Below are 21593 nucleotides of genomic sequence, written 5' to 3'. Positions count from 1 at the left end.
CCCCCGCGGGTGACGGCCGCCGACGCCGGGCCCGCGCCGGCAGGCGTACGGCCTCATCGCCGGCGTACGCCCGTGTGGGCGTCGCGCGAGCTTCAGCGCTGGTCGGGCGGGGCCCTCGGGCCGTGCGGACGCGTTCCGGCGAAGCGCGCGCGGACGGCGCGACGGGGCGCCTGCCCCCGCGCCGGTAAACCTCGCGGGCCACGTACCATGGGCGCATGTCCTTCCTCCGCCGCCGCAGCTCCGCCACTCCCGCGGGCCCGGACTTCGACGTCCTGGCCATGGATCCCGGTGACTGGCCCGGCAATCTCGGCGCGGGCCTGCTGCCCGCGCCCGACGGCAGCTGCCAGGGCGTCTTCCTGCGCTACGACCTCTTCGGCGGGCGTGGCCCCGCGATGATCATCGGCAATCTGCCCGAAGGCTCGCCCGCGCGGGAGACCGAGGAGGGCGAGATCCCCTTCGAGGTGGCGCAGCTCCTCCTGGCCCTGGAGAACGACGAGGACATCACGGTCGTCTCCACGGAGGACATGCCGGTGATGCAGGGGGACAATCTCCTCATCGTGCGCCGTCTGAAGCTTTCGGAGAGCCGCATCTCGTGCGTGCAGTTCGACCGGAGCGACCATGTCCTGGTGACCATCGCCGCCTGGGACCGCCCGATCACCGACGATCTGTACGCGCTCCTGAAGCCGCTGCCCGCGGAGCTCTTCCAGCAGGGCTGACCTGCACCCCCTGACCACGGGGACCCACATCCGTCCAAGTGCCGCCCCGTTCTGTCCATGGAGCGGGGCTGTTTCCTGTCTTGCCACCCAGTCATCGGACCTTTAGCGTGGCCGGTCATGACTCAGGGGACCTCTCAGGGGATCACGCGAAGAGCCACGATGACGTCGGCGCTGGGCCCCGCCGCCATGCTGGTGGCCGGGAGCGGAGCGCTCACCGACGCCGGGGCCGCCGAGGGGGCGGCGGGTGACACCTCCGATGACTTGCGGCTCTGGTACGCCACTCCCGCCGCCGACTGGGAGCGCGAGGCCCTGCCCATCGGCAACGGCGCCCTCGGCGCCATGGTCTTCGGAACCCTCGCCTCCGAACGGCTCCAGTTCAACGAGAAGACACTGTGGACCGGCGGCCCGGGATCGAAGGGCGGCTACGACTTCGGCAACTGGCGCGCCCCGAGACCCGGCGCCCTCGACGGGGTCCGCGCGGAACTCGACGCCGAGGGGCGGCTCGCCCCCGACGCGGTCGCGGACCGGCTCGGCCAGGCCAGACGCGGCTACGGCGCCCACCAGACCTTCGGCGACCTGCACATCGACGTGCCCGGGGCCCCGGCCGAGCCCGGCGCCGGCTACCGCCGTGCGCTCGATCTCGCACAAGGGCTCGCGACCGTCACGTACGAGCACCAACAGGTGCGCCACCAGCGGGAGTTCTTCGCCTCGTACCCGCACGGGGTGATCGTCGGGCTGCTCTTCGCCGACCGTGCCGGCGAGGTCACCTGCACCCTGCGGTACTCCTCGCCCCGCGCCGACTCCACCGCGACGGCGGACGGCGACCGGATCACGGTGCGCGGCGCGCTCGCCGACAACGGCCTGGCCTTCGAGGCACAGCTGCGCGTCGGACACCGGGGCGGCACCCGCGTCGCCGACGCCGACGGCAGCGTCACGGTCACCGGCGCCGACAGCGTCTGGTTCGTCCTCGCCGCCGGCACCGACTACGCCGACACCTACCCCCGCTACCGGGGCGACGACCCGCACGCCGACGTCACGCGGACCGTGGACAAGGCCGTCGCGGCGGGCCACGCGGCACTTCGCGCCCGGCACCTGCGCGACCACCGCGCCCTGTTCGGCCGCGTCGCCCTCGACATCGGGCAGGCCATGCCCGCGGACGTGCCCACCGACCGGCTGCTCAAGGAGTACGGGGGCGGCGCGAGCCCCGCCGACCGCGCGCTCGAAGCGCTGTTCTTCCAGTACGGGCGCTACCTCCTCATCGCCTCCTCGCGCGCGGGCTCCCTGCCCGCCAACCTCCAGGGCGTCTGGAACAACAGCACCACCCCGCCCTGGTCGGCGGACCACCACACCAACATCAACCTCCAGATGAACTACTGGCCCGCCGAGGCCGCCAACCTCGCGGAGACCGCCGCCCCCTACGACCGCTTCGTCGAGGCGCTGCGCGCGCCGGGCCGCCGCACCGCCGAGGAGATGTTCGGAAGCCGCGGCTGGGTCGTGCACAACGAGACCAACCCCTACGGGTTCACCGGAGCGCACGACTGGTCGACCGCCTTCTGGTTCCCCGAAGCCGCGGCCTGGCTCACCGCCCAGCTCTACGAGCACTACCGCTTCAGCGGCTCCACGGATTACCTGCGCACCACGGCCTACCCGGTGCTGAAGGAGGCCGCGGAGTTCTGGCTGGACAACCTGCGCACCGACCCGCGCGACGGCAAGCTGGTCGTCACGCCCAGCTACTCGCCCGAGCACGGGGACTTCACCGCGGGCGGCGCCATGGCCCAGCAGATCGTCCACGACCTGTTCACCAACACCCTTCAGGCGGCCCGGGTCCTCGGTGACTCACGCGCGTTCCGCACCGAGCTCGAACGGACCCTGGCCGACCTCGACCCGGGGCTGCGGATCGGCTCGTGGGGCCAGCTCCAGGAGTGGAAGGCCGACCTCGACGACAGGACCGACGAGCACCGGCACGTCTCCCACCTCTACGCCCTGCACCCCGGACGGCAGATCGAGGCGGGCAGCGCGTACGCCGACGCGGCGAAGGTCTCGCTCATGGCGCGCGGCGACGGCGGCACCGGCTGGTCCAAGGCCTGGAAGATCAACTTCTGGGCGCGGCTGCGCGACGGCGACCACGCCCACAGGATGCTCGGCGAACAGCTCACGTCCTCCACGCTGCCCAACCTCTGGGACACCCACCCGCCGTTCCAGATCGACGGCAACTTCGGGGCGACCTCCGGCATCGTGGAGATGCTGCTGCAGAGCCAGCACGGCGTGCTCGACATCCTGCCCGCACTGCCCGCGAGCTGGCCGGACGGCTCGGTCAGCGGCCTGCGCGCACGCGGCGGCGCCACGCTCGACCTCACCTGGGCGGCGGGCCGCGCCACCCGCGTCGCCGTCAGGGCGTCGCGCACCCGTGAACTCACCCTGCGCTCCACCCTGTTCCCAGGCGGGACGAAGACCTTCCGGGCCCGCGCCGGACAGCGCCACGTCTTCGGCTGAGCCGCCCGCAGCCGACACAGCCGCACAGCCACGCAGACGCACGGAAGCCGGGCCCCGGCCCGCCCCCACGCGGACCCGGACCCGGCCGGTCGTGCCACCGTCACTTCGACGAGGGAGCCACCCGCACATCGGCCGCCCGCACGTACCCGATCCGGTGCCCGTACTGGATCACGTAGTACATGTCCTTGCCGCGCACCACCTTGTGCGGCGCGGTGTCGAACGTCGGCGCGTAGAAGTACTCACCGGGGACCTTGTCGCCGACCACGTACTTCTGGCCCGCGAGGATCTTGTACGGCAGCGGCGAGACGGCCTGGACGGGCACGCCCGCAGGGTAGGCCTCCTTCTCCGGGTAGGCCCGGCCGTAGACCGGCACCTCCGTGGCGCCCTCCTTCGGCGTCACCACCAGGCCCTTGGCGTCGACCGCCGTGGGCTGCTTCTTCGGGTTCTTGAACCAGGCCTTCTGGCCGAGGTACCAGACGGCCGTCCAGTCGCCCCTGCGCTCGGCGACCGCGTACTGCTGGCCGGTCGAGAGCCGGGCGCCGACGTCGTTCACGTCGATCGTGGAGTCCTGGCCGCCGGGCCGCTTGCCGATGTCCTTGATCAGCGGGGCGTCGTCGCGCGGCTCGGTGTGCACGCGCACCGCCGCCGAACCGTGCGGCACGCACTTCTGGCCCGGCTTCTCGCAGCCCGTGTACTCCGGCCTGTTCCGGGCGTACTCCGGAGCCACCGTCACCACGCCGCCCTTCGCGCCCGCCGTGCGCTTGAACGGCTTGCCGAGCAGCGTGAAGTAGTGCTGCCAGTCCCAGTAGGGGCCCGGGTCGGTGTGCATGCCCGGGATGCCGGCGCTCGTCGTGCCCTGGACGTTGTCGTGGCCCAGGATGTGCTGCCGGTCCAGCGGGATGTCGTACCGCTTGGCGAGGTACTTCACCAGACGGGCCGACGTCCGGTACATGGCCTCGGTGTACCAGGTGTCGGGGGCGACGAGGAAGCCCTCGTGCTCCAGCCCGATCGACGTGGAGTTCACGTACCAGTTGCCCGCGTGCCAGGCGACGTCCTTGGCCTTCACGTGCTGGGCGATGTGGCCGTCGGTGGAGCGCAGGGAGTACTGCCACGACACGTAGGTCGGGTCCTGCACCATCTTCAGGACACCCTCCCACCGGCCCTCGGTGTCATGGATGACGATCGAGTCGATGCTCTGACTCTTGGGCCGGTCCCCGAGGTCGTGGTTGCCGTAGTCGGGGTTTCCGTTGGGGTCCTTGAACTCCTCGTACGGCGCGGGGATCCACTCGCACGCGACGGTCTTGGGGCACTCCGTGCCGCCCGTCGGCGCCTTGCGCAGACCCATGCGCTCGACCTGCGCGGCGTCGGGCCTGAGCCCCGGGACCGGCGCGAGCGTCACGCGCTGTCCCGCGTCCGTGGTGCGCCGCTCGCCGTCGCGGATGACGGCGAACACGTCATTGGCGTACGTCGCCGCCGTCGCCTCGTCGTCCGCCATGGAGAAGCGGGCGACCGCGCCGTACCAGTCGGCGGGATCACCGCCCAGCGGCTTGCCGAGCTTCTTCTGGGCCGCTGCGAGCAGCGCCGCGCCGCCCTCCACGTTCGCGGCCACGTCGGTACGCAGCTTCTCGGCGGGCAGGCCGGTCAGCTCCGCCGCGCGCGGCAGCGTCATGAGCCGCGCGGGGACCTCGCTCTCCGCGGGCACGTGCGCCTTCGGCGGCTTCGCGGGACGCGAGGTGTCGCCGCGCGGGTCCTCCGTGCCCTCGCTGTGGTGCGAGGCGGCGGCCAGGGCGGTGCGCGCGTCGGTCAGGTGCATGGGGCCGTAGCCGCCGGTGACGCTGGCCGCGCCACCGTGCGCGTCCCAGCGTGACTGGAGGTAGGAGACGCCGAGCAGCACGCTCTGCGGCACGCGGTACTCCGCGGACGCGGCGGCGAAGGCGCCCTGGAGGTCGGTGTCGGACGACGGTCGGTCGGCGCCGGGTGACGGGGCCGCGCCGAGCAGCGGCACCAGCAGCCCGGCCGACGCGAGGGCGCCCGCCGTCCTGATGGTGCGTCTGCGCGCGGACGACGTACGGGCGCGGGCGGATGCTCGCAATGCAGCCTCCTGGGACGTCTGGGCCGGTGAAGCGTGACGGGACGTGCGGGCCGGGCGTGCGTCAGTGGTACCGGCTGACCGACGATCCGTCAATCATGCTCAGGACAAGCGGTTTCCCGAGTCAGCGCTGGTCCGGCCCGGTCAGGGAGAGTTTTTCGCCAGGGAGGCCATACCGCCTGCGGTGCGTCAGTGGCGTGGACCAATGAGCGGAGTGAAGACCACCTGTTCGGATGAGCACGACACCTGTGCGCGCCCGCCGTGCACGCCCGCGTCGGCGGCCCGGACGCGGCGGCGTGCCGCTCAGACGAAGCGGCGCACGAACGCGAGGGCGGTGTCGGCGACCTCCCCCCACCGGCTGTCCAGGGTCAGCGCGTGGTCCCGCCCGTGCAGCTCGACGATCTCCGTGACGGAGGCGTTGCCCTTCTGCCGCTTGTACGCGCCGTTCGCCATCGCCCAGGGCACCGCGTTGTCCTTCCCCCCGGAGATGATCAGCAGCGGGCCGCGCCGCACGGTCCGGCAGTCCGCCCTGGCCTCGGTGCGCGGATTGAGGTTGGCCATCGCCGCCTGCGCGGGCACGACGCAGGGCGCCGGCACGGCGTAGCGGTCGTAGATGGCCCTGGCCTCCTCCTCGCTGACGGCGTTGGCGTACGCGTAGCGGAACTGGGGGAAGGTCAGGAGCTTGGCGCGCTTGCGGTCGGCCGGGTTGGCGATCACGGGGCGCAGCGAGCGCATCGTCGACAGGGGCAGCGCCAGGACGCCGCGGAACGGCGCCGGGTCGATCGCCACGGAGACCGCGGACAGGCCGCGCCCCGCGAGGATCTGCGTGAGCAGCCCGCCCACGGAGTGCCCGATGACGGCGGGCCTGCGCTCCAGCGTGCCGATCAGGCCCGCCAGGTGGTCGGCGACGATCTTGACGGTCTTGCCCGCGATGGCCTCGGGGCGCTCGCGGGCCTCGGCCACCGTCGCCGGTTCACCGGGCCAGGTCAGCGCGACCGGCGCGTACCCGGCGGCCTCGAAGTGCGGGAGCCAGTGGTCCCAGCTGCTTGCCAGCATCCACAGGCCGTGCACGAACACGACCGGGGTGCGACCGGAGGCGTTGGCCCGGTCGATCTGCTCTGCGTCAGTGACGGACATACCCTGACGCTACGGTCACAAGTCCGCAGCCGTAGAGGGAACGTGACAGCATGGCCGATACTCCCGCCCTCACGCCCAAAGCGGCGCGCGCACGCGACCAAAGCGGGCGCGACCCGAGCGGCGCGCGCACGCGACCCGAGCGGCGGGCCATCGCGGCATAGGCCGCCGGGCGGTTCCCGCCGGCATGGCCGCAGGCGCAGACCAGGGGCATACGAAGGTCCGCGGTGCGCCCGGGCCCCCCTTGGCGCGCCGCGGGCCTCCGTCCCCGTCAGCGAGTGCCGACCGCCGCTCGCACGGCCCGGCGGGCCAGCTGGCAGTCGTCGTGCAGCCGCCTCAGCAGCAGCCGCTGTTCCTCGCCGGACGGCACAGCACCGGGATGGGCCGCGCCCGGCGCCGCCGGGGTCGTACCGTGCATCGAGCGCTGCACGGCCATCTCGTACGTACGGATCTCGCGGGTCAGCACCAGCATCAGGTTCACCAGGAAGGCGTCGCGCGCCGCCGGACCCGCCGACTGCGCCAGCTGGCTGATCTCGCGCCGCGCCACCGGGGCGTCACCGAGGACCGCCCACAGCGTCGCCAGGTCGTATCCCGGCAGGTACCAGCCCGCGTGCTCCCAGTCGACGAGGACGGGTCCCGGCGGCGAGAGCAGGATGTTCGAGAGCAGGGCGTCGCCGTGGCAGAACTGCCACATCGCGTACGGCCCGCCGCCCTGGTGGACGGCCGAGTGCGCGATCCCGTGCAGCAGTTTCTGCAGGTCGCCCATGTCCCGGTCGGTCAGCAGGCCCAGCTCGTGGAAGCGGGCGATCCGCCTGCCGTAGTCCATCGGCCTGCCGAACATCTCCATCGGCGGCTGCCAGCGGTTGAGGCGGACGACGGAACCGAGCGCCGCGCGGATGTCCGCCCGCGGCGGGGTTTCGATCGGATGCCGCTGCAACGCCGCCACACGTCCCGGCATCCGCTCGATGACCAGCGTGCAGTCGTCGGGGTCCGCGGCGATGAGCCGCGGCGCCCTGACCGGCGGGCGGTGGCGGACGAAGGAACGGTAAGCGGCTATTTCGTGCCGCAGCCGCTCCGACCAGGCGGGCGAGTGGTCGAGCAGGCACTTGGCGACGGCGGCGCCGCGCCCGACGGTGCCGATGAGCAGGGCGGTGCGGCCGTTGCGGCGGAGCACCTGTACGGGGTTGAACTCCGGGCAGATGCGGTGCACCGAAGCGATCGCGCCGCGCAGTTGCGCCCCGTGGGGGCCGGACAAGTCGAGTCTCCCGCTGAGCGGTTGTGTGCCGGCCCCGGGCGGACGGTGCGCACGGCCGACGCCGAGCTGCGCGGCGGAGGACCGCACCGGCTCCAGATAAGGGCCGCTTCCCGGTGAGGGGGGCATCTCGCGGCTCCGCTGGGCGGGAGGACGCGGGTGCGGCGGCCGGGGCGGGGCGGACACGGAGGACGATGCTGTGTGCATGGGCGATACAGATCCCTTCGTGTGCCTGTTGCATTGCGTGCACCTCCCGGCCCGGCCGCTTTCGGGTGCACCCTGGGGAGTGCCTTGCGGCGACCGGGTCGGGGTGGCGCACTCCTACCTGACACCCGGGGCCCCCTGGCACACCATCTGGCGCACCCTGGCGAACCCTGGCGAATAGTCGCTCAGCAACTGACAGGCGGTTACTGTCAACTCAGCCGAGAACCTGGGGGCTTGACGTGAACGGACAACCCAACACCCGCCTTTCGGACCTGTTCGCCCTGGCCGGCTGGTCCAAGGGTGAGCTCGCGAGGCTGGTGAACCGGCAGGCGGCGGCCATGGGCCATCCCCAGCTGGCCACCGACACCTCGCGGGTGCGGCGGTGGATCGACACGGGGGAGATCCCCCGCGATCCGGTGCCGCGGGTGCTGGCGGTCCTGTTCACCGAGCGTCTCGGCCGTGTCGTGACCACTGAGGATCTCGGTCTGGTCCGGCAGGGACGCCCAGGGAAGCGGCAGGGCGACGGGAGTGTGGAGCACCCCGACGGCGTGCCGTGGGCGCCCGAGCGGACGGCCGCGGTCCTCACCGAATTCACGGGAATGGACCTCATGCTCAACCGACGCGGCTTGGTGGGCGCGGGCGCTGCGCTTGCCGCAGGCTCCGCGCTCAGCAGCGCCATGCATGACTGGCTGCACGCCGACCCGGCCCTCGCGGCCGACGCCCCCCGTACCCACGACCCCCTGCACGTCGACCCCGCAGCCGCCGACCGCTACGAGGCCGCTCCCATCGGCTCCCAGGAGATCGAGGAGCTGGAGCGCTCGGTCGAGGTGTTCCGCGCCTGGGACGCGTCCCGCGGCGGCGGACTCCAGCGCAAGGCCGTGGTGGGCCAGCTCAACGAGGTGGGCGGCATGCTCGCCTACCGCCACCCCGACCACCTCCAGCGACGCCTGTGGGGCGTCGCCGCCAACCTCGCCGTCCTCGCCGGCTGGATGTCGCACGACGTCGGCCTCGAACCCACGGCGCAGAAGTACTTCGTCATCGCGGCGCACGCGGCGCGGGAGGGCGGGGACCGGCCGCGTGCCGGGGAGGCCCTGTCGCGGGCCGCGCGCCAGATGGTGCACCTCGGCAAGCCGGACGACGCCCTGGACCTGATGAAGCTGGCCAAGTCCGGCGGCGGTGAGGAGGCCCTGCCGCGCACCAAGGCCATGCTGTACACCATCGAGGCCTGGGCGCAGGCGTCGATGGGGCGCGGCCAGGCCATGCGGCGCACGCTCGGCCTCGCCGAGGACCTCTTCGTCTCCGACAAGGGGGACGTGGAGCCGCCGAGCTGGATGCAGATGTTCGACGAGGCGGACCTGCACGGCATGCAGGCCCTGGCCTACCGCACGCTCGCCGAACACGACCCGGCGGCGGCGAGCGTCGCGCAGCGGCACGCCAAACTCGCCATCGAGCTGCGGGCCAAGGGCCGCGACCGCTCGCAGATCTTCGACTACATCTCGCTGGCCTCCGCCTGCTTCATCGCCGACGACCCGGAGCAGGCCGACCGCTACGCACGCCTGGCCCTGGTGTCGATAAACTCCAACTCCTCCCACCGCACCTGGGACCGGCTGCGCGAGATGTTCCGGCTGACCGCGCAGTACTCCGACTACCCGAAGATCCAGGACCTGCGCGAGGAGATCAAGCTCGCGCTGCCGAAGGGGGTCAAGGCGGGGGGCAGGACGGCGAGGGCGTGACGCGCCCGTCCTGAACACCGGCCCGAGCCCGTCCTCACCACCGAACCGAGGGCGACCGGCCGGACCGTGTCGTCAGGCGCGGGTCACACCCGTGCCATCAGCAGACAGGCGTCGGCCTCACGCGGCACCTCGTCGAACGCCTCCATGACGGCGCGCACGCAGTCCTGCGCGCTGAGCGCCCCGGTGAAGCGGGGTGCCATCGAGAGAAGTTCGGTCGTGGCCGCGTCCCGGTCGCACCGGGGGACCAGACCGTCGGTGCGGAGCAACAGGAGGTCACCCGGGCGCAGTTGTACGTCGGCCTGCGCGTACGAGGCTCCGGAGGGGGACCCGAGGGGTGCGCCGACCGGTGGCGTCAGCGCGCGGCCCGCCCCTTCGCGGAACAGCAGCGGGGCGGGGTGCCCGGCCTGCGCCCAGGTGAGGCGGTGGGCCGCCGGGTCGTAGCGGCAGCAGACGGCGCTGCCGGTGGCGGGCCGCGCGGTGGCCTCCATGAGCTGGTTCAGCCAGCCGAGGAGGTGGGCGGGGCCCGCTCCGGTGACCGCCGTGCCGCGCAGGGCGCCGAGCAGCATCGCCATGCCGGAGGCGCCGGTGACGCCGGGCCCTGTGAGGTCGCCGACGCTCAACAGGGCGTCGCCGTTCGGCAGTTGGAGGGCGTCGTGCCAGTCGCCGCCGATCGGTGCGCCGGTGGAGGAGGGGAGGTGGTCGGCGGCCAGGTCCAGGCCGCCGGCGGTGAAGCGCAGGGTGTCGCGCCAGGGCGGCAGGACCGCTTCCTGGAGGGCGGCCGCGAGGCGGGGATCGGTCTCCGCGCCGTGGCGCGGACGCCGCAGCGAGTCCTGGCTCTCGTGGACGGCGACCCTGCTGCGGCGCAGCTCGCTCACGTCCCGCAGGACCGCCCACATGGAGGCGGTGGAGCCGTCGGGGGCGAGGACCGGCTCGCCCATCATGTGCACCTGGCGGACGCCGCCGCCCCGCCGCAGGACGCGGAACTCGCCGTCGATCGGCTTTCCGTCGACGAGGCAGTCCGTGACCATCGCGGTGAGCCGGGGCTGGTCCTCGGCGTGTACGAGGGAGGGGAGTTCGTCCAGGGAGAGGGGTGGGGCGGCCGTGTCGCGGCCCAGGATCTCGTAGAGCTCGCCGGACCAGGTGGCCTCGTCGGTGAGGAGATCCCACTCGGCGCTGCCGACCCGGCTCAGGAGCGAGCCCCGCCGCGGGTCCCGCTCCGCGGTCCCGGCCGGCGCCGCGGGTTCCCCCACGACGCACGGCGGGCCGTCCCGCAGCTGGGCGAGATGGGCGTCGAGGTCGTTGAGCTGGTGCACCGCCAGGTCGCACAGCGCCCGCTGCCAGCGTCCCGCCGGGTCGCCCCCGTCGGGCGCGGTCTCGCGCCGCATGGCGTCCACCTCGCCGCGCAGGCGGCGTGCCTGCGAGATCAGCGCGTCGACCGCGCCGCGCTCGGGCGGCTGGGCGGCGGTGTGATCCGCGAAGACGTGGGACGGCATGGGGTGCTCCGGTGGAGAGGCGGCGCGAACCGGCTCGGCGGTAGGGACCGCTCATGACTTTGGCACAGCGGGTGGGGGCCTGTAAGGGATTTGGCAACAGTCGATGCAGTGATGCTTACGGCATATGCCTTTGTCCTGCGGGTATGTGCTTACTGGGGCGTAAGTCCATGGATTTGTGGTGAAGAACGCGTAGGTGTTTCGGGTCGGAATGCGGGGTTCCCGCCTGGTGCCGGAGAGCGGGAAGGATCGGTTCGTCTGCGTCGCTCCGGTCCGTCCCGTTCCGTACCCGGACAGGTTCCAGGGCGTGTTCGACGGTCGAGCGCGTGTGCCGACCCGCGCTCGGGCCGGCCGGGCAGGACGCCGCCCCGTGCCCGGCCGAGCGTGCTCTACTGCCCGAGCGGGCCCTCCCCGGCGGGCTCCTTCCCGCGGCCCGTCGTGGCGATGACCACCGCTCCGACCAGACACGCGGCGCCGCCCACCAGATACGCGATGTGGTAGCCGCCGAGTGTGTCGTCGCTGGTCGCCGCGGCGAGGACCATGACCGCCACGCCGACGCTCGCGCCGATCTGCTGGGCCACCACGTTCACCGCGCCCGCGACCGCGTGGCCCTCCGGCGGGACGCCGGTGAGGGCGGCGGACGTCATCGAGGGGAAGTTCAGACCCTGGCCGATGCCGCTGATCAGCAGGCCGGGCAGCACGTGCAGCAGGTAGTCGCCGTCGTGCGGTGTGCTCATCCACAGCGCCGTGCCCGCGCCGATCAGGACGAGCCCGACGACCATCAGCGTGCGCGGCGTGTACCTGGCCAGCAGGCGGCCGGTGGCGAAGTTGGCGGTGAGGAAGACGCCCGCCGACATCGGCACCAGGGCGAGGCCGGACTCCAGCGGGGAGTAGTCCAGCATGTCCTGCAGATACAGCGGCGCGAAGAAGAGCTGCCCGACCGAGCCCATGTACTGGAGGAACGCCGCGAGGCTCGCGGAGCGCACCGAGGAGACGCGGAAGAGGCCGAGCGGGAGGACCGGGTCGGGGGTGCGGTGCTCGCGTACGACGAAGAGCAGGAGGAACGCCACCGCGGCGGCGAGCGAGATCCAGGCCAGAGCCCCGTGACTGCTCGCGCCGACGACCAGCAGGGTGAGGCCGAGGGTGCCCGATATCGCGCCCGGCAGGTCGAGCCCGCCGCCGCGCCCGGCCCCGTCGGGCAGCCCGGCGCGCGTCGCCGCCAGCACGGCGAGGCCGAGGAGCACCGAGAACCACAGCACGGAGCGCCAGCCGAAGAACTGGGTCAGCACACCGCCGAGGAGCACCCCGCCGCTGAAGCTCGCGGCGCCGACCGCCGCGTACACGCTCAGGGCCCGGTTCCGCGCGGGACCGGCCGGGAACACCTCGGTCAGCAGCGCCAGCGCGGCAGGCCCCGACAGGGCTGCGCCGATGCCCTGGACCGCCCGCGCGCCGAGCAGCACCCCGGTGTCCGGGGCCAGCGCCCCGGCCAGCGCGGCCACCGTGAACAGCGCGACACCGGCCTCGAACACCCTGCGGCGGCCGAACACATCGGCCAGGCGGCCGCCCACCAGCAGGAAGCCGGCGAACGTGACGGCGTAGGCGATCATGACCCACTGGAGCGTGGAGTCGGCCATGTCGAACCGGTCGCCCACGGAGGGCAGCGCGGCGTTGAGCACCGCGAGACCGCTCACGTCCAGGGCGAGCGCCCCGGCGAGCACCCCCAGCGCGAGGCCCGGCCGCTGCCGGGACATCACCTCGGTACCGGTCACGCGGGCCCCCCGGTGAACTCGCTTCGGCCGGGCCCTGATCGGGTGCTCATTCCTCCAGCGGTGCGGGCCTCGGCCGGCGCCTGACCGTGGTTCAAGATTTTCATGGCGAGAGCTTGCAACGCCGTTCGACCCGCTGTCCAGACGGGCCCTTCCGCCCCTTGCGCACCATGACGGCCATACCGCATCAAAGCCATTGCGCGGCAAGAGGGCGAACCGGTCACCGGGGGTTCATTTCACGCCAGTGCATCATCCGGCCCACGGGGCACTCTTGTTCCACCATTCACAGAGTGGCAGTGTGCAGTCCGTCGGTCGGGCGAGTACCCGGTGCTACGTTCCACGTCGGACCACGTAATTCCCGACCGGCACAGTGAATCGCCCAGGAAAACGCACGATGTACGCCGGCGGCCGGACCGCCGGGAGTGATCCTGAATCGGATTGCGTGTCCGATTCAGCCAGGACGACTTAACGGGGGTCGGACCGCGGTGCGGGTACCAGTTTCTCTTCAGACATGCCTTCCCGTCCGGGACGGCACGCTCCGCCCAGCACGTCACGGGTCCCTCCGCCTCTGACCCGGGGTGCCCCTCGGGCCATCGCCATCGCCGCACTCGACGCGTAGAAGCGAAGCTTCCGTGTCCTGAGCCATTCCGAACGTCGGCCGCCTGTGCGCCGGCCCGTACCCATTGCCGTCACCGGCCCCGGCCAGCACGCCTCCAGCACGGCCGCCGGTGCGCCGCATTCACCCGATCCGCCGCTCCCGAACAGGGCGGCGGATTCCCCGAGCCATAAAGCAGCCGGCCACGCACCGCACCGGCCCATTCGATCCGCCCTGCCGAGGAGCCGAAATGCCCCCAGCGCGCGCAGTACGAGATTCGCATGCCATAACGGAGTTCCTGCTTTCCCGTGTCGCCGACTTGATGGACCTGTCCGGATACGCCGTGGACCGCTCGACACCGATGCAGCGGTATGGCCTGGATTCGCTGAAGTTGTCGACTCTCGCCGCCTCGTTGACCGAATTCCTCGGCTGGAAAGTTCCGGTCACCTGGATGTGGCAGTACCCCACCGTCGACGCGCTCGCCCGCGCGCTCGCCGACGGCCCGCGGGCCGAGCAGGCCGCCGCCCCGAGCGGACCCCGCCGTACGGCGTCGCACGAACCCGTGGCGGTCGTGGGCATCGGCTGCCGCTTCCCCGGCGGCCCCGACCCCGCCGCGTTCTGGCGGCTGCTGTCCGAGGGACGCGACGCCGTCGGACCGGTGCCCGCCGTGCGCCGCGAGCTCCTGAACGACCGGGTGCGCTGGGGCGGGTTCATCGACGGCATCGACCAGTTCGATCCGCTCTTCTTCGGCATCTCACCGCGCGAGGCCGTCCAGATGGACCCGCAGCAGCGCCTGATCCTCGAACTGGCCTGGGAGGCACTCGAAGACGCGGGGGTCGCGCCGCACAGCCTCGTCGGCAGCGACACCGGCGTGTTCATGGCCTCCTGCTGGGGCGACTACGCCGCCCTCGCGCACTACCGCGGCCCGGACAGCCAGATCACCCCGCACACCGCCACCGGGATGCACGACGGCATCATCGCCAACCGCGTCTCCTACATCCTCGGACTGCAGGGCCCGAGCATGGCCATCGACGCCGCCTGCGCCGGATCACTGGTCTCCGTACACGTGGGGTGCCAGTCGATCTGGCTCGGCGAGAGCGACCTGGTCCTCGCCGGCGGCGTCAATCTGAGCTTCGTCTCCGACTACTACACCGCCATGGACGCCATGGGCGCGCTCGCCCCCGACGGCCGCTGCAAGTCCTTCGACGCCCGCGCCGACGGCTACGTGCGCGGTGAGGGCGCCGGCGTCGTCGTGCTCGCCCCGCTGAGTGTCGCCCTCGAACGCGACCTGCCGGTGTACTGCCTGATCAAGGGCAGCTCCTCCCACAACGACGGCCTGAGCAACGGCATGACCGCGCCGAATCCCCAGGCGCAGGAGAAGATGCTGCGCACCGCCTACCAGCGGGCCGGCATCGACCCGCACCTGGTGGACTACATCGAGTGCCACGGCTCCGCCACCCCCCTCGGCGACCCCATCGAGGCCAACGCCATCGGGGCGGTCCTCGGCGGCGACCGCGCGGAACCGCTGCGCCTCGGCTCCGTCAAGTCCAACGTCGGGCACCTGGAGGCGGCGGCCGGCATCGTCGGCCTGGTCAAGCTCGCCCTCTCGATGCGCAACGGCGTGCTGCCGCCGAGCCTGCACTACACCGCCCCGAACCCGCAGATCATGTTCGACGAGTACCGCCTCACCGTCCAGGACCGGCTGACGCCGTGGCCGCGCCGGTCCGACGCGCGCCGCGGCGGCGTCAGCTCCTTCGGCTTCGGCGGCGCGATCTGCCACGTCGCCGTCGAGGAGCTGCCGCGCCCCGAGAGCTCGCTGCTGCTCCTCGCCGCGGACTCCCGCGAGGCGCTCGCCGAGCGGGCCGCGGCGCTGCGTGACGAGAGCGACCTGCGGGCGCTCTGCCGCCGCTCGCCCGGTGACGGCGCGTTCCGGCTCGCCGCCGCCGCGTCCGGCATGACCGAACTCAGGGCGCAGCTCGACGCGTTCGGCAGCGGTGCGAGCGCCGCCGGGCTGAGCGTGGGGGAGCGGGGCGCGCGCAAGCCGCGGGTGGCGTTCCTGTTCTCGGGCAACGGCTCGCAGTGGGCGGGCATGGGCCGGCGCCTGCTCGCCGGAATGCCCGTGTTCCGCCGCTCCCTGATGCGCTCCGACCGGCGGATGCGGGAGCTGCTCGGCTTCTCGCTCGTCGAGCAGCTGCTGGCGCCCGATGGGCGCATCGACGACATGGACGTCTTCCAGCCGCTGCTGTTCTCCCTCCAGGTGGCGCTGGCCGACACCTGGCGCGCGCTGGGGGTCGAACCGGACGTCGTCGTGGGGCAGAGCGTCGGCGAGTTCGCCGCGTCCCACATCGCGGGAGCCCTCGACTTCGACGACGCCTCGCGTCTCGCCGCCCACCACGGCCGGCTCCTCCAGCAGCTCGCCGTGGGGCGCGGCGAGGGCATCGTCGTCATGACCGGCGCGGACGAGGCCGAGCGGCACCTGACAGGACAGCTCACCGTCTCCGGCCGCAACGGCCTGCACTCCACCCTGGTGACCGGCACACCGCAGGAGATCGACGACCTCGTCCAGCGGCTGACCGACGAGGGCGTCACCCACCACCGGGTGCGCATGGGCCACGCCCCGCACTCACCCCTGGTCGACCACGTCCTCGCCCCGCTCAAGGCCGAACTGGCGGACATCGCGCCCCGCACCACGCGCATCCCGATGATCTCGACGGTCACCGGCGAGCGCGTCGACGGCGCGGAGCTGGGCCCCGACTACTGGGCGGACAACCTGCGCCGGGAGATCCGGATGGTCGACGCCCTGACCACCCTGCGGGACCACGACATCGACGCGGTGATCGAGGTCAGCCCCCACCCCGTCCTGCTCAAGTCGGTCTCGGAGATCCTGCCCGCTGCGGCCACCCTGCCCTCGCTGCGGCGCGGCGCCGACGAGGCCGCGGTCCTGCTCGGCTCGCTCGGCGCCCTGTACACCGCGGGCCACCCCGTCGCACCCCACCCCTTCCTCGCGGGCGACCGGGGACGCCACGCCGCCCCGAGCGGGGCCGAGGCCGCCGCCGACGAGCGGACGCAGCTCGTGACCGTCTCGGCGCGTACACCGGGCGCGCTGGCCGACACCTGCCGTGAGCTGTCCAACCACGTCGAGCGCGACGCGGGACTGCGCGTCTCCGACCTCGCCTACACCCTCGCGACCAGGCGCACCCACCACAACCACCGGGTGGCGCTGTTCGCCCGTACCCGGCAGGACGTCCTCGACGGACTCGCCCGGGTCGCCGCGGGCCGGCCGCACCCCGACGTCATGACCGGCGCCGTCGCGGGCAACGGCGACCGGCGGGTGGCGCTGGTGTTCTCCGGCGGCGGCACGCAGTGGGTCGGCATGGGCCGGGAGCTGCTGCGCGTCCACGCCGGGTTCCGCACGTGGATGACCGCCTGCGACGACGCCGTGCGCGCGGCGGGCGGCGGCTCGGTGCTCGACCGGCTCGCCGCCCCCGCCGAAGAGGCGCGCTACGAGGAAATGGACCTCCAGCAGCCCGTCCTGTTCGCCCTCCAGGTCTCCCTGGCGAAGGTCTGGCTCGGGCTCGGCGTCGAGCCGGTCGCCGTCGTCGGGCACAGCCTCGGCGAGGTCGCGGCGGCCTGTGTCGCCGGATCGCTCTCGCTCGGGGACGCGGCCCGCGTGGTGGTCGCCCGGTCGCACCTGCTCGAAAGGAAGGCGGCGGCCGGCGCCATGATCTCCGTCGACCTGCCGGAGGCGGAACTGCTGCCGAGGCTCGCCCCGTACGCCGAGCACGCGGCCGTCGCCGTGGTCAACAGCCCCACCAGCGCGGCCGTCTCGGGCTCCCCCAAAGCCGTCGCCGCCCTGGAGGCCGACCTGCTGCGGGACGGGATCTCGACCAGGCGCATCCGTGTCGAGCGGCCGGTGCACAGCCCCGGCATGGACCCGCTGCTCCAGCCGCTGCGCGAGAGCATCGCGGGCATCACCCCGCTGACGAACACCATCCCGTTCCGTTCCACGGCGCTGGCCGACACGGTGGACCCGGTCGCCGACGTCGAGTACTGGGTGCACAACCTGCGCAACCAGGTCCGGTTCGCCGAGACGATCGGGGGCCTGGTCGACGAGGGGATCGGCACGTTCATCGAGATCGGCCCGCACGAGACGCTGCGCGGCGCGGTCGAGGAGATCGCGGTGACCCGCGGCGCCCAGGTGCACGCGGTCAACTCCCTGCGGCGCCAGGAGAGCGACGTCCGCTGCCTGCTGGGGGCCGTCGCGTCGCTGTACGTCAGGGGCCTGCCGCTGACCTTCGACCCGCTGTTCGGGGACGACGTCGAGGTGGTGGAGACCCCGCTCGTGCAGTGGCAGAAGGACCGCTACTGGCTCGACACCGAGCCCCGGCCCCAGACCGCGGCGGCCCCCGCCCCGGCCGCCGTCGAACCGGTGGCGGTGGCCGAGCGGGTGGAGCGGCAGCCCGCACGGACCGCCCCGGCGGCCACGTCGGTGCGGGACGTCGTCCTCGCCGAGCTCGCCGACGGCCTCGGCGTGCCGGTGAGCAGGTTCGACGAGAACGCGACGCTGCGCGAGTTCGGACTGGACTCGATGCTGGCGATCCGCCTGGTCAACCGGATGCAGGCGCTGTTCGGGGAGCGGGTGTCACCGGTGGTGTTCCTGGACGGCCGCACCATCTCCGCGGTCGTCGGGCACTTCGTCGAACTCACCGGCGGACCGCCCGCGACCGCGCAGACACAGCAGGCCCCGGCCCCGGCACGGGAACCGCGAGCGGCGGCCGAACCCGCGCCCGGGCGGAGGCCCACCCACCCCTTCCTCGACGACCTCTCCGACCTGGACGCCGAAGAACTCCTGGAGGAACTGGCCGCGCGCGGGCTGATCGACCCCACCGACGCACCGGCCGCCGACCAGCTGCGCGCCGACGGCCTGGGGCTCGAACTGGCCCCGACCTCGCACGGCCAGGCCTCGCTGTGGTTCATGCAGATGGTCTCGCCGGACGCCGTGCCCTACAACTTCATGGTCGCCGCCCGCATCCGCGCCGCCGTCGACGAGAAGGCGCTGGAGCGCGCCGTGGCGGCCGTGATGCGGCGGCACCCGGCGCTGCGCACGCTCTTCGTGGAGGCCGGCGGCCGCCCGTACCAGGTCATCCTGGAGGAACCGGTGTACGAGTTCGCGGTCGTCGACAGCACGGAGCTGGACGACGAGGAGGCCCGCGAGGAACTGGCCGAACTGGGCCACGCGCCGCTCGACATCGACAACGGCCCGCTCGTGCGGGTGGTCCTGATGAACCGCGGCCCCGAGGACCACTACCTGCTGGTGCTCGTCCACCACATCGCGTCGGACGCGGCGTCGGCGGACGTGATGATCCGCGAACTCCAGGAGTTCTACGAGGGCGCCGACCCCGCCGACGGCACGCCGCCCGCCCCCTACACCGAGTTCGTCGAGTGGGAGCGGCAGTGGCTCTCGGGCCCCGCGGCCGACGCGGCGCTCGACTGGTGGACGCGGCGGCTGGCCGATCCGCCCGCCCATCTGGACCTCTCTGCCAAGGAGCGTCCGCCGGGCGTGACATACGAGGGCCGCGACCTCACGTTCCGCTGGAGCGCCGAGGAGAGCCGGCTGCTCCGGGAGTTCGCCGTCCGCGAGGGCGTGTCGATCAGCACGGTCGTGCTCGCCGGGTTCTTCGCCACGCTCAACCGGGCGACCGGAGCCGAGGACTCCGTACTGGCCACGGCCATCGCCCAGCGCGCCGAACCGGGCTGGGAGTCCGCCGTCGGCTACTACCTGAACACCGTGCTCGTCCGGGCGAAACCGGCGGGCGACCGCTGCTTCCGCGATCTCCTCGGCGAGGTCCACGCCTTCTCGCTGGGCCTGCTCGAACACATGAACTACCCCCTCGACCTGCTGGCGGCCTCCCTGAAACCGCCGAGGGCAGAGGGCCGCTCCCCGTGGTTCGACGTGGTGGTCAACTGGCTGTCGTCGGACGCCTTCCCCCGCTCCGTGAAGCTCTTCCACGGCGTCGGCGACACCATCACGCCCCAGAGCGCCCTGCCGCTCGAACCGCTCCAGGTGCGCAGGCACCTCGCCAAGTTCGACCTGGAGATCTCCATGGCCGACATCGACGGCGAGGTGGCCGGCCACATCCAGTACAAACCGAGCTATCTGGAGAGGCAGACCGTGACGGACCTGCTCGCGCTCTACCGCACCGTGCTCTTCGACTCGATCGCCCACCCCGACCTGGCCCTGAAGGACATCGCGCCGGCCGGCCGCCCCGAAGGGACGGACCAGTGACCGACACCCTGCACTCCGAGTTCATCGAGCAGGCCGTCAAGAACCCCGCCGCCCCCGCGGTCTACTCCGACGCGGGCGTCATGACCTACGGCGAACTCGACGAGCGCTCCCGCGCCCTCGCCGAACGCCTCGTCACCGACGGCGCGGGACCCGGCGTCCCCGTCGGCATCTGCGTGGAGCGCACCCCCGACCTGCTCGTCGCCCTCCTCGCCACGCTGCGCGCCGGCTCCTGCTACGTGCCCCTCGACCCCGACTACCCCGCCGAACGCCTGGCGTTCATGGTCCGGGACAGCGGCACCCGGCTGCTGCTGACCACACCCGCCTCCCGGGCCAACTGTCCGGCCGGGCCGACCGTGGTCGTGCTCGACGAGAGCGTGCGGACCGAACCCGGCGAGCGGCCCGTGCCGGTCGTGCCCGAGGACACCGCGTACATCATCTACACCTCCGGCTCCACCGGCCGCCCGAAGGGCGTCGCCATCCACCACCCGGGCTGCGTCGCGATGCTGGCCGAGCTGGACCGGGTCTTCGAGGGCTGCGACCTGAGCGGCGTCTCGGCGGCGAGTTCGGTCTGCTTCGACATGTCCGTGATGGAGATCTTCGGCGCGCTGTGCCGCGGCGGGGCGGTCGTGCTCGTGCAGAGCGCCGTCCACCTGCCGGAGAGCCCGTACGCCGACAGGATCACGCACCTCAACGCCGTCCCCTCGGTGATGAACGGGCTGCTCGACGCCGGATACCTGCCGCCCCGCGTCCGCACGATCGTGTTCGGCGGCGAGCCCCTGCGGCGCAAACTGGTGGACCGGGCGTACGCGGAGACCGGCGCCGACCGGGTCTTCAACGCCTACGGGCCCACCGAGGGAACCGTCTTCTGCTCGTTCGGGCTCGTCCCGAGGGACGGCGCCGGTGAGCCGACGCTCGGCCTGCCGTCGGCCCACGCCCGCGCCTACGTGCTCGACGAGGACAGGCGGCGGCTGCCGGCCGGAGTCCCCGGAGAGCTGTACATCGGCGGCGCCGGCCTGGCCCACGGCTATGTCAACCGGCCGGAGACCACGGCCGAGCGGTTCCTGCCCGACCCGTTCGTGGACGGTGAGCGCATGTACCGCACGGGTGATGTGGTCACGCTCACCGAGGACGGCGAACTCCGCTTCGGCGGCCGCACCGACCACCAGGTCAAGCTGCGCGGCTACCGCATCGAGCTGGAGGAGGTCGAGGCCCGCCTGACCGGCTGCCCCGAGGTCAGGGAGGCCGCCGCCGTCGTCCGCGGCAACCGGCTGATCGGCTACGTCGTGCCGGAGGGCGACGCCGGCGACGACGTCCGGCTCGACGCCGCTCTCCAGTCCACCGTCAACGGCAGGCTCGCCACCGAACTGCCCGACTACATGGTGCCGGCGACGCTCGTGTTCCTGCCCGCCCTTCCGCTCGCGCCCGGCGGGAAGCTCGACCGCGCCGCGCTGCCCGAACCGCCGGCCGCCGGCGCCGACGCCCCCATGACGGCCGCGAGCACACCGACCGAGGTGGCGCTCGCGGAGATCTGGGGCCAGCTCCTCGACCTCGAACCCGCGGGCATCGACGTCAAGGCCGCCTTCTACGACCTCGGCGGCGACTCGCTGCTCCTCGTCCGCCTCGCCCGACTGATGACCAGGCGGTTCGGCCGCCGCGTCCGCGTGCCCGACCTGTTCAGCTTCCGTGACATCGCCTCCCTCGGCCGCTGGCTCGACGAGGAGAGCGGGGCCACCCCCGAGGTGGTCACCTCCGCCCGCCGCCGCGCCAACACCCGCCGCGCCGCGCTGCGGGGCCGCGCCGCCTCGAACGGCAGCTGAGTCACCCCCGACCCGAGA

At 72.9% G+C, this 21593-nt stretch carries 10 protein-coding genes; 5 read left to right on the top strand and 5 right to left on the bottom strand.

Annotated elements, in window-relative coordinates; translation table 11 throughout:
• Nucleotides 1-215 precede the first annotated feature (215 nt).
• Nucleotides 216-716: a hypothetical protein gene (locus tag DCW30_RS01180; RefSeq protein ID WP_062772731.1), complete on the top strand. Its 501-nt coding sequence runs from the start codon at nucleotides 216-218 to the stop codon at nucleotides 714-716.
• A gap of 159 nt (nucleotides 717-875) precedes the next feature.
• Nucleotides 876-3209: a glycoside hydrolase family 95 protein gene (locus DCW30_RS01175; RefSeq protein WP_076682751.1), complete on the top strand. Its 2334-nt coding sequence runs from the start codon at nucleotides 876-878 to the stop codon at nucleotides 3207-3209.
• A 100-nt stretch (nucleotides 3210-3309) separates the two neighbouring features.
• Here the strand turns inward: DCW30_RS01175 and DCW30_RS01170 are convergent, their stop codons facing one another.
• The 3 genes from DCW30_RS01170 to DCW30_RS01160 form a co-directional block, all read right to left on the bottom strand.
• A complete protein-coding gene (locus DCW30_RS01170; RefSeq protein ID WP_076682750.1) occupies nucleotides 3310-5301 on the bottom strand; it encodes an N-acetylmuramoyl-L-alanine amidase in 1992 nt (663 codons plus the stop codon).
• A 300-nt stretch (nucleotides 5302-5601) separates the two neighbouring features.
• Nucleotides 5602-6435: an alpha/beta hydrolase gene (locus DCW30_RS01165; protein WP_076682748.1), complete on the bottom strand. Its 834-nt coding sequence runs from the start codon at nucleotides 6433-6435 to the stop codon at nucleotides 5602-5604.
• A 268-nt stretch (nucleotides 6436-6703) separates the two neighbouring features.
• Nucleotides 6704-7891 carry an aminoglycoside phosphotransferase family protein gene (locus DCW30_RS01160; protein ID WP_076682746.1) on the bottom strand — a complete coding sequence of 396 codons (1188 nt, stop codon included), beginning with the start codon at nucleotides 7889-7891 and terminating at the stop codon, nucleotides 6704-6706.
• A gap of 236 nt (nucleotides 7892-8127) precedes the next feature.
• Here DCW30_RS01160 and DCW30_RS01155 point away from each other — a divergent pair, with 236 nt between their 5' ends.
• Entirely contained in the window at nucleotides 8128-9621 is a 1494-nt protein-coding gene (locus DCW30_RS01155; RefSeq protein WP_076682744.1) for a DNA-binding protein NsdB, read from the top strand.
• 83 nt (nucleotides 9622-9704) lie between these two features.
• On the opposite strand, the gene DCW30_RS01150 is transcribed toward DCW30_RS01155, so the two are convergent.
• Together DCW30_RS01150 and DCW30_RS01145 are read right to left on the bottom strand one after the other, a co-directional pair.
• Nucleotides 9705-11114 carry a PP2C family protein-serine/threonine phosphatase gene (locus DCW30_RS01150; protein WP_076682742.1) on the bottom strand — a complete coding sequence of 470 codons (1410 nt, stop codon included), beginning with the start codon at nucleotides 11112-11114 and terminating at the stop codon, nucleotides 9705-9707.
• A gap of 386 nt (nucleotides 11115-11500) precedes the next feature.
• The gene (locus tag DCW30_RS01145; RefSeq protein ID WP_232627017.1) at nucleotides 11501-12880 is read right to left on the bottom strand and encodes an MFS transporter; all 1380 of its coding nucleotides are present in this window, start codon (nucleotides 12878-12880) and stop codon (nucleotides 11501-11503) included.
• Between the two features lie 842 nt (nucleotides 12881-13722).
• Between DCW30_RS01145 and DCW30_RS01140 the strand changes: the two genes are divergently transcribed.
• Nucleotides 13723-19758, top strand: coding sequence for a type I polyketide synthase (locus tag DCW30_RS01140; RefSeq protein WP_076682740.1), 6036 nt, complete (start codon nucleotides 13723-13725; stop codon nucleotides 19756-19758).
• Nucleotides 19755-21575: a non-ribosomal peptide synthetase gene (locus tag DCW30_RS01135; RefSeq protein ID WP_076682738.1), complete on the top strand. Its 1821-nt coding sequence runs from the start codon at nucleotides 19755-19757 to the stop codon at nucleotides 21573-21575. The genes DCW30_RS01140 and DCW30_RS01135 overlap by 4 nt, the downstream gene beginning before the upstream one ends.
• Nucleotides 21576-21593: the final 18 nt, after the last annotated feature.

The sequence above is a fragment of the Streptomyces alfalfae genome (genome assembly GCF_004127445.1).
GTDB lineage: Bacteria > Actinomycetota > Actinomycetes > Streptomycetales > Streptomycetaceae > Streptomyces > Streptomyces alfalfae.
The sequence above is the reverse complement of the archived record's forward strand: the minus strand, read 5'-3'. Positions and strand labels throughout refer to the sequence as shown.

Bases quoted from the DNA above. Each gene is read 5' to 3' on its own strand.
- DCW30_RS01150 (WP_076682742.1), bottom strand. From the start codon at position 11,114: ATGCCGTCCCACGTCTTCGCGGATCACACCGCCGCCCAGCCGCCCGAG.
- DCW30_RS01165 (WP_076682748.1), bottom strand. From the start codon at position 6,435: ATGTCCGTCACTGACGCAGAGCAGATCGACCGGGCCAACGCCTCCGGT.
- DCW30_RS01140 (WP_076682740.1), top strand. From the start codon at position 13,723: ATGCCCCCAGCGCGCGCAGTACGAGATTCGCATGCCATAACGGAGTTC.
- DCW30_RS01180 (WP_062772731.1), top strand. From the start codon at position 216: ATGTCCTTCCTCCGCCGCCGCAGCTCCGCCACTCCCGCGGGCCCGGAC.
- DCW30_RS01160 (WP_076682746.1), bottom strand. From the start codon at position 7,891: ATGCACACAGCATCGTCCTCCGTGTCCGCCCCGCCCCGGCCGCCGCAC.
- DCW30_RS01175 (WP_076682751.1), top strand. From the start codon at position 876: ATGACGTCGGCGCTGGGCCCCGCCGCCATGCTGGTGGCCGGGAGCGGA.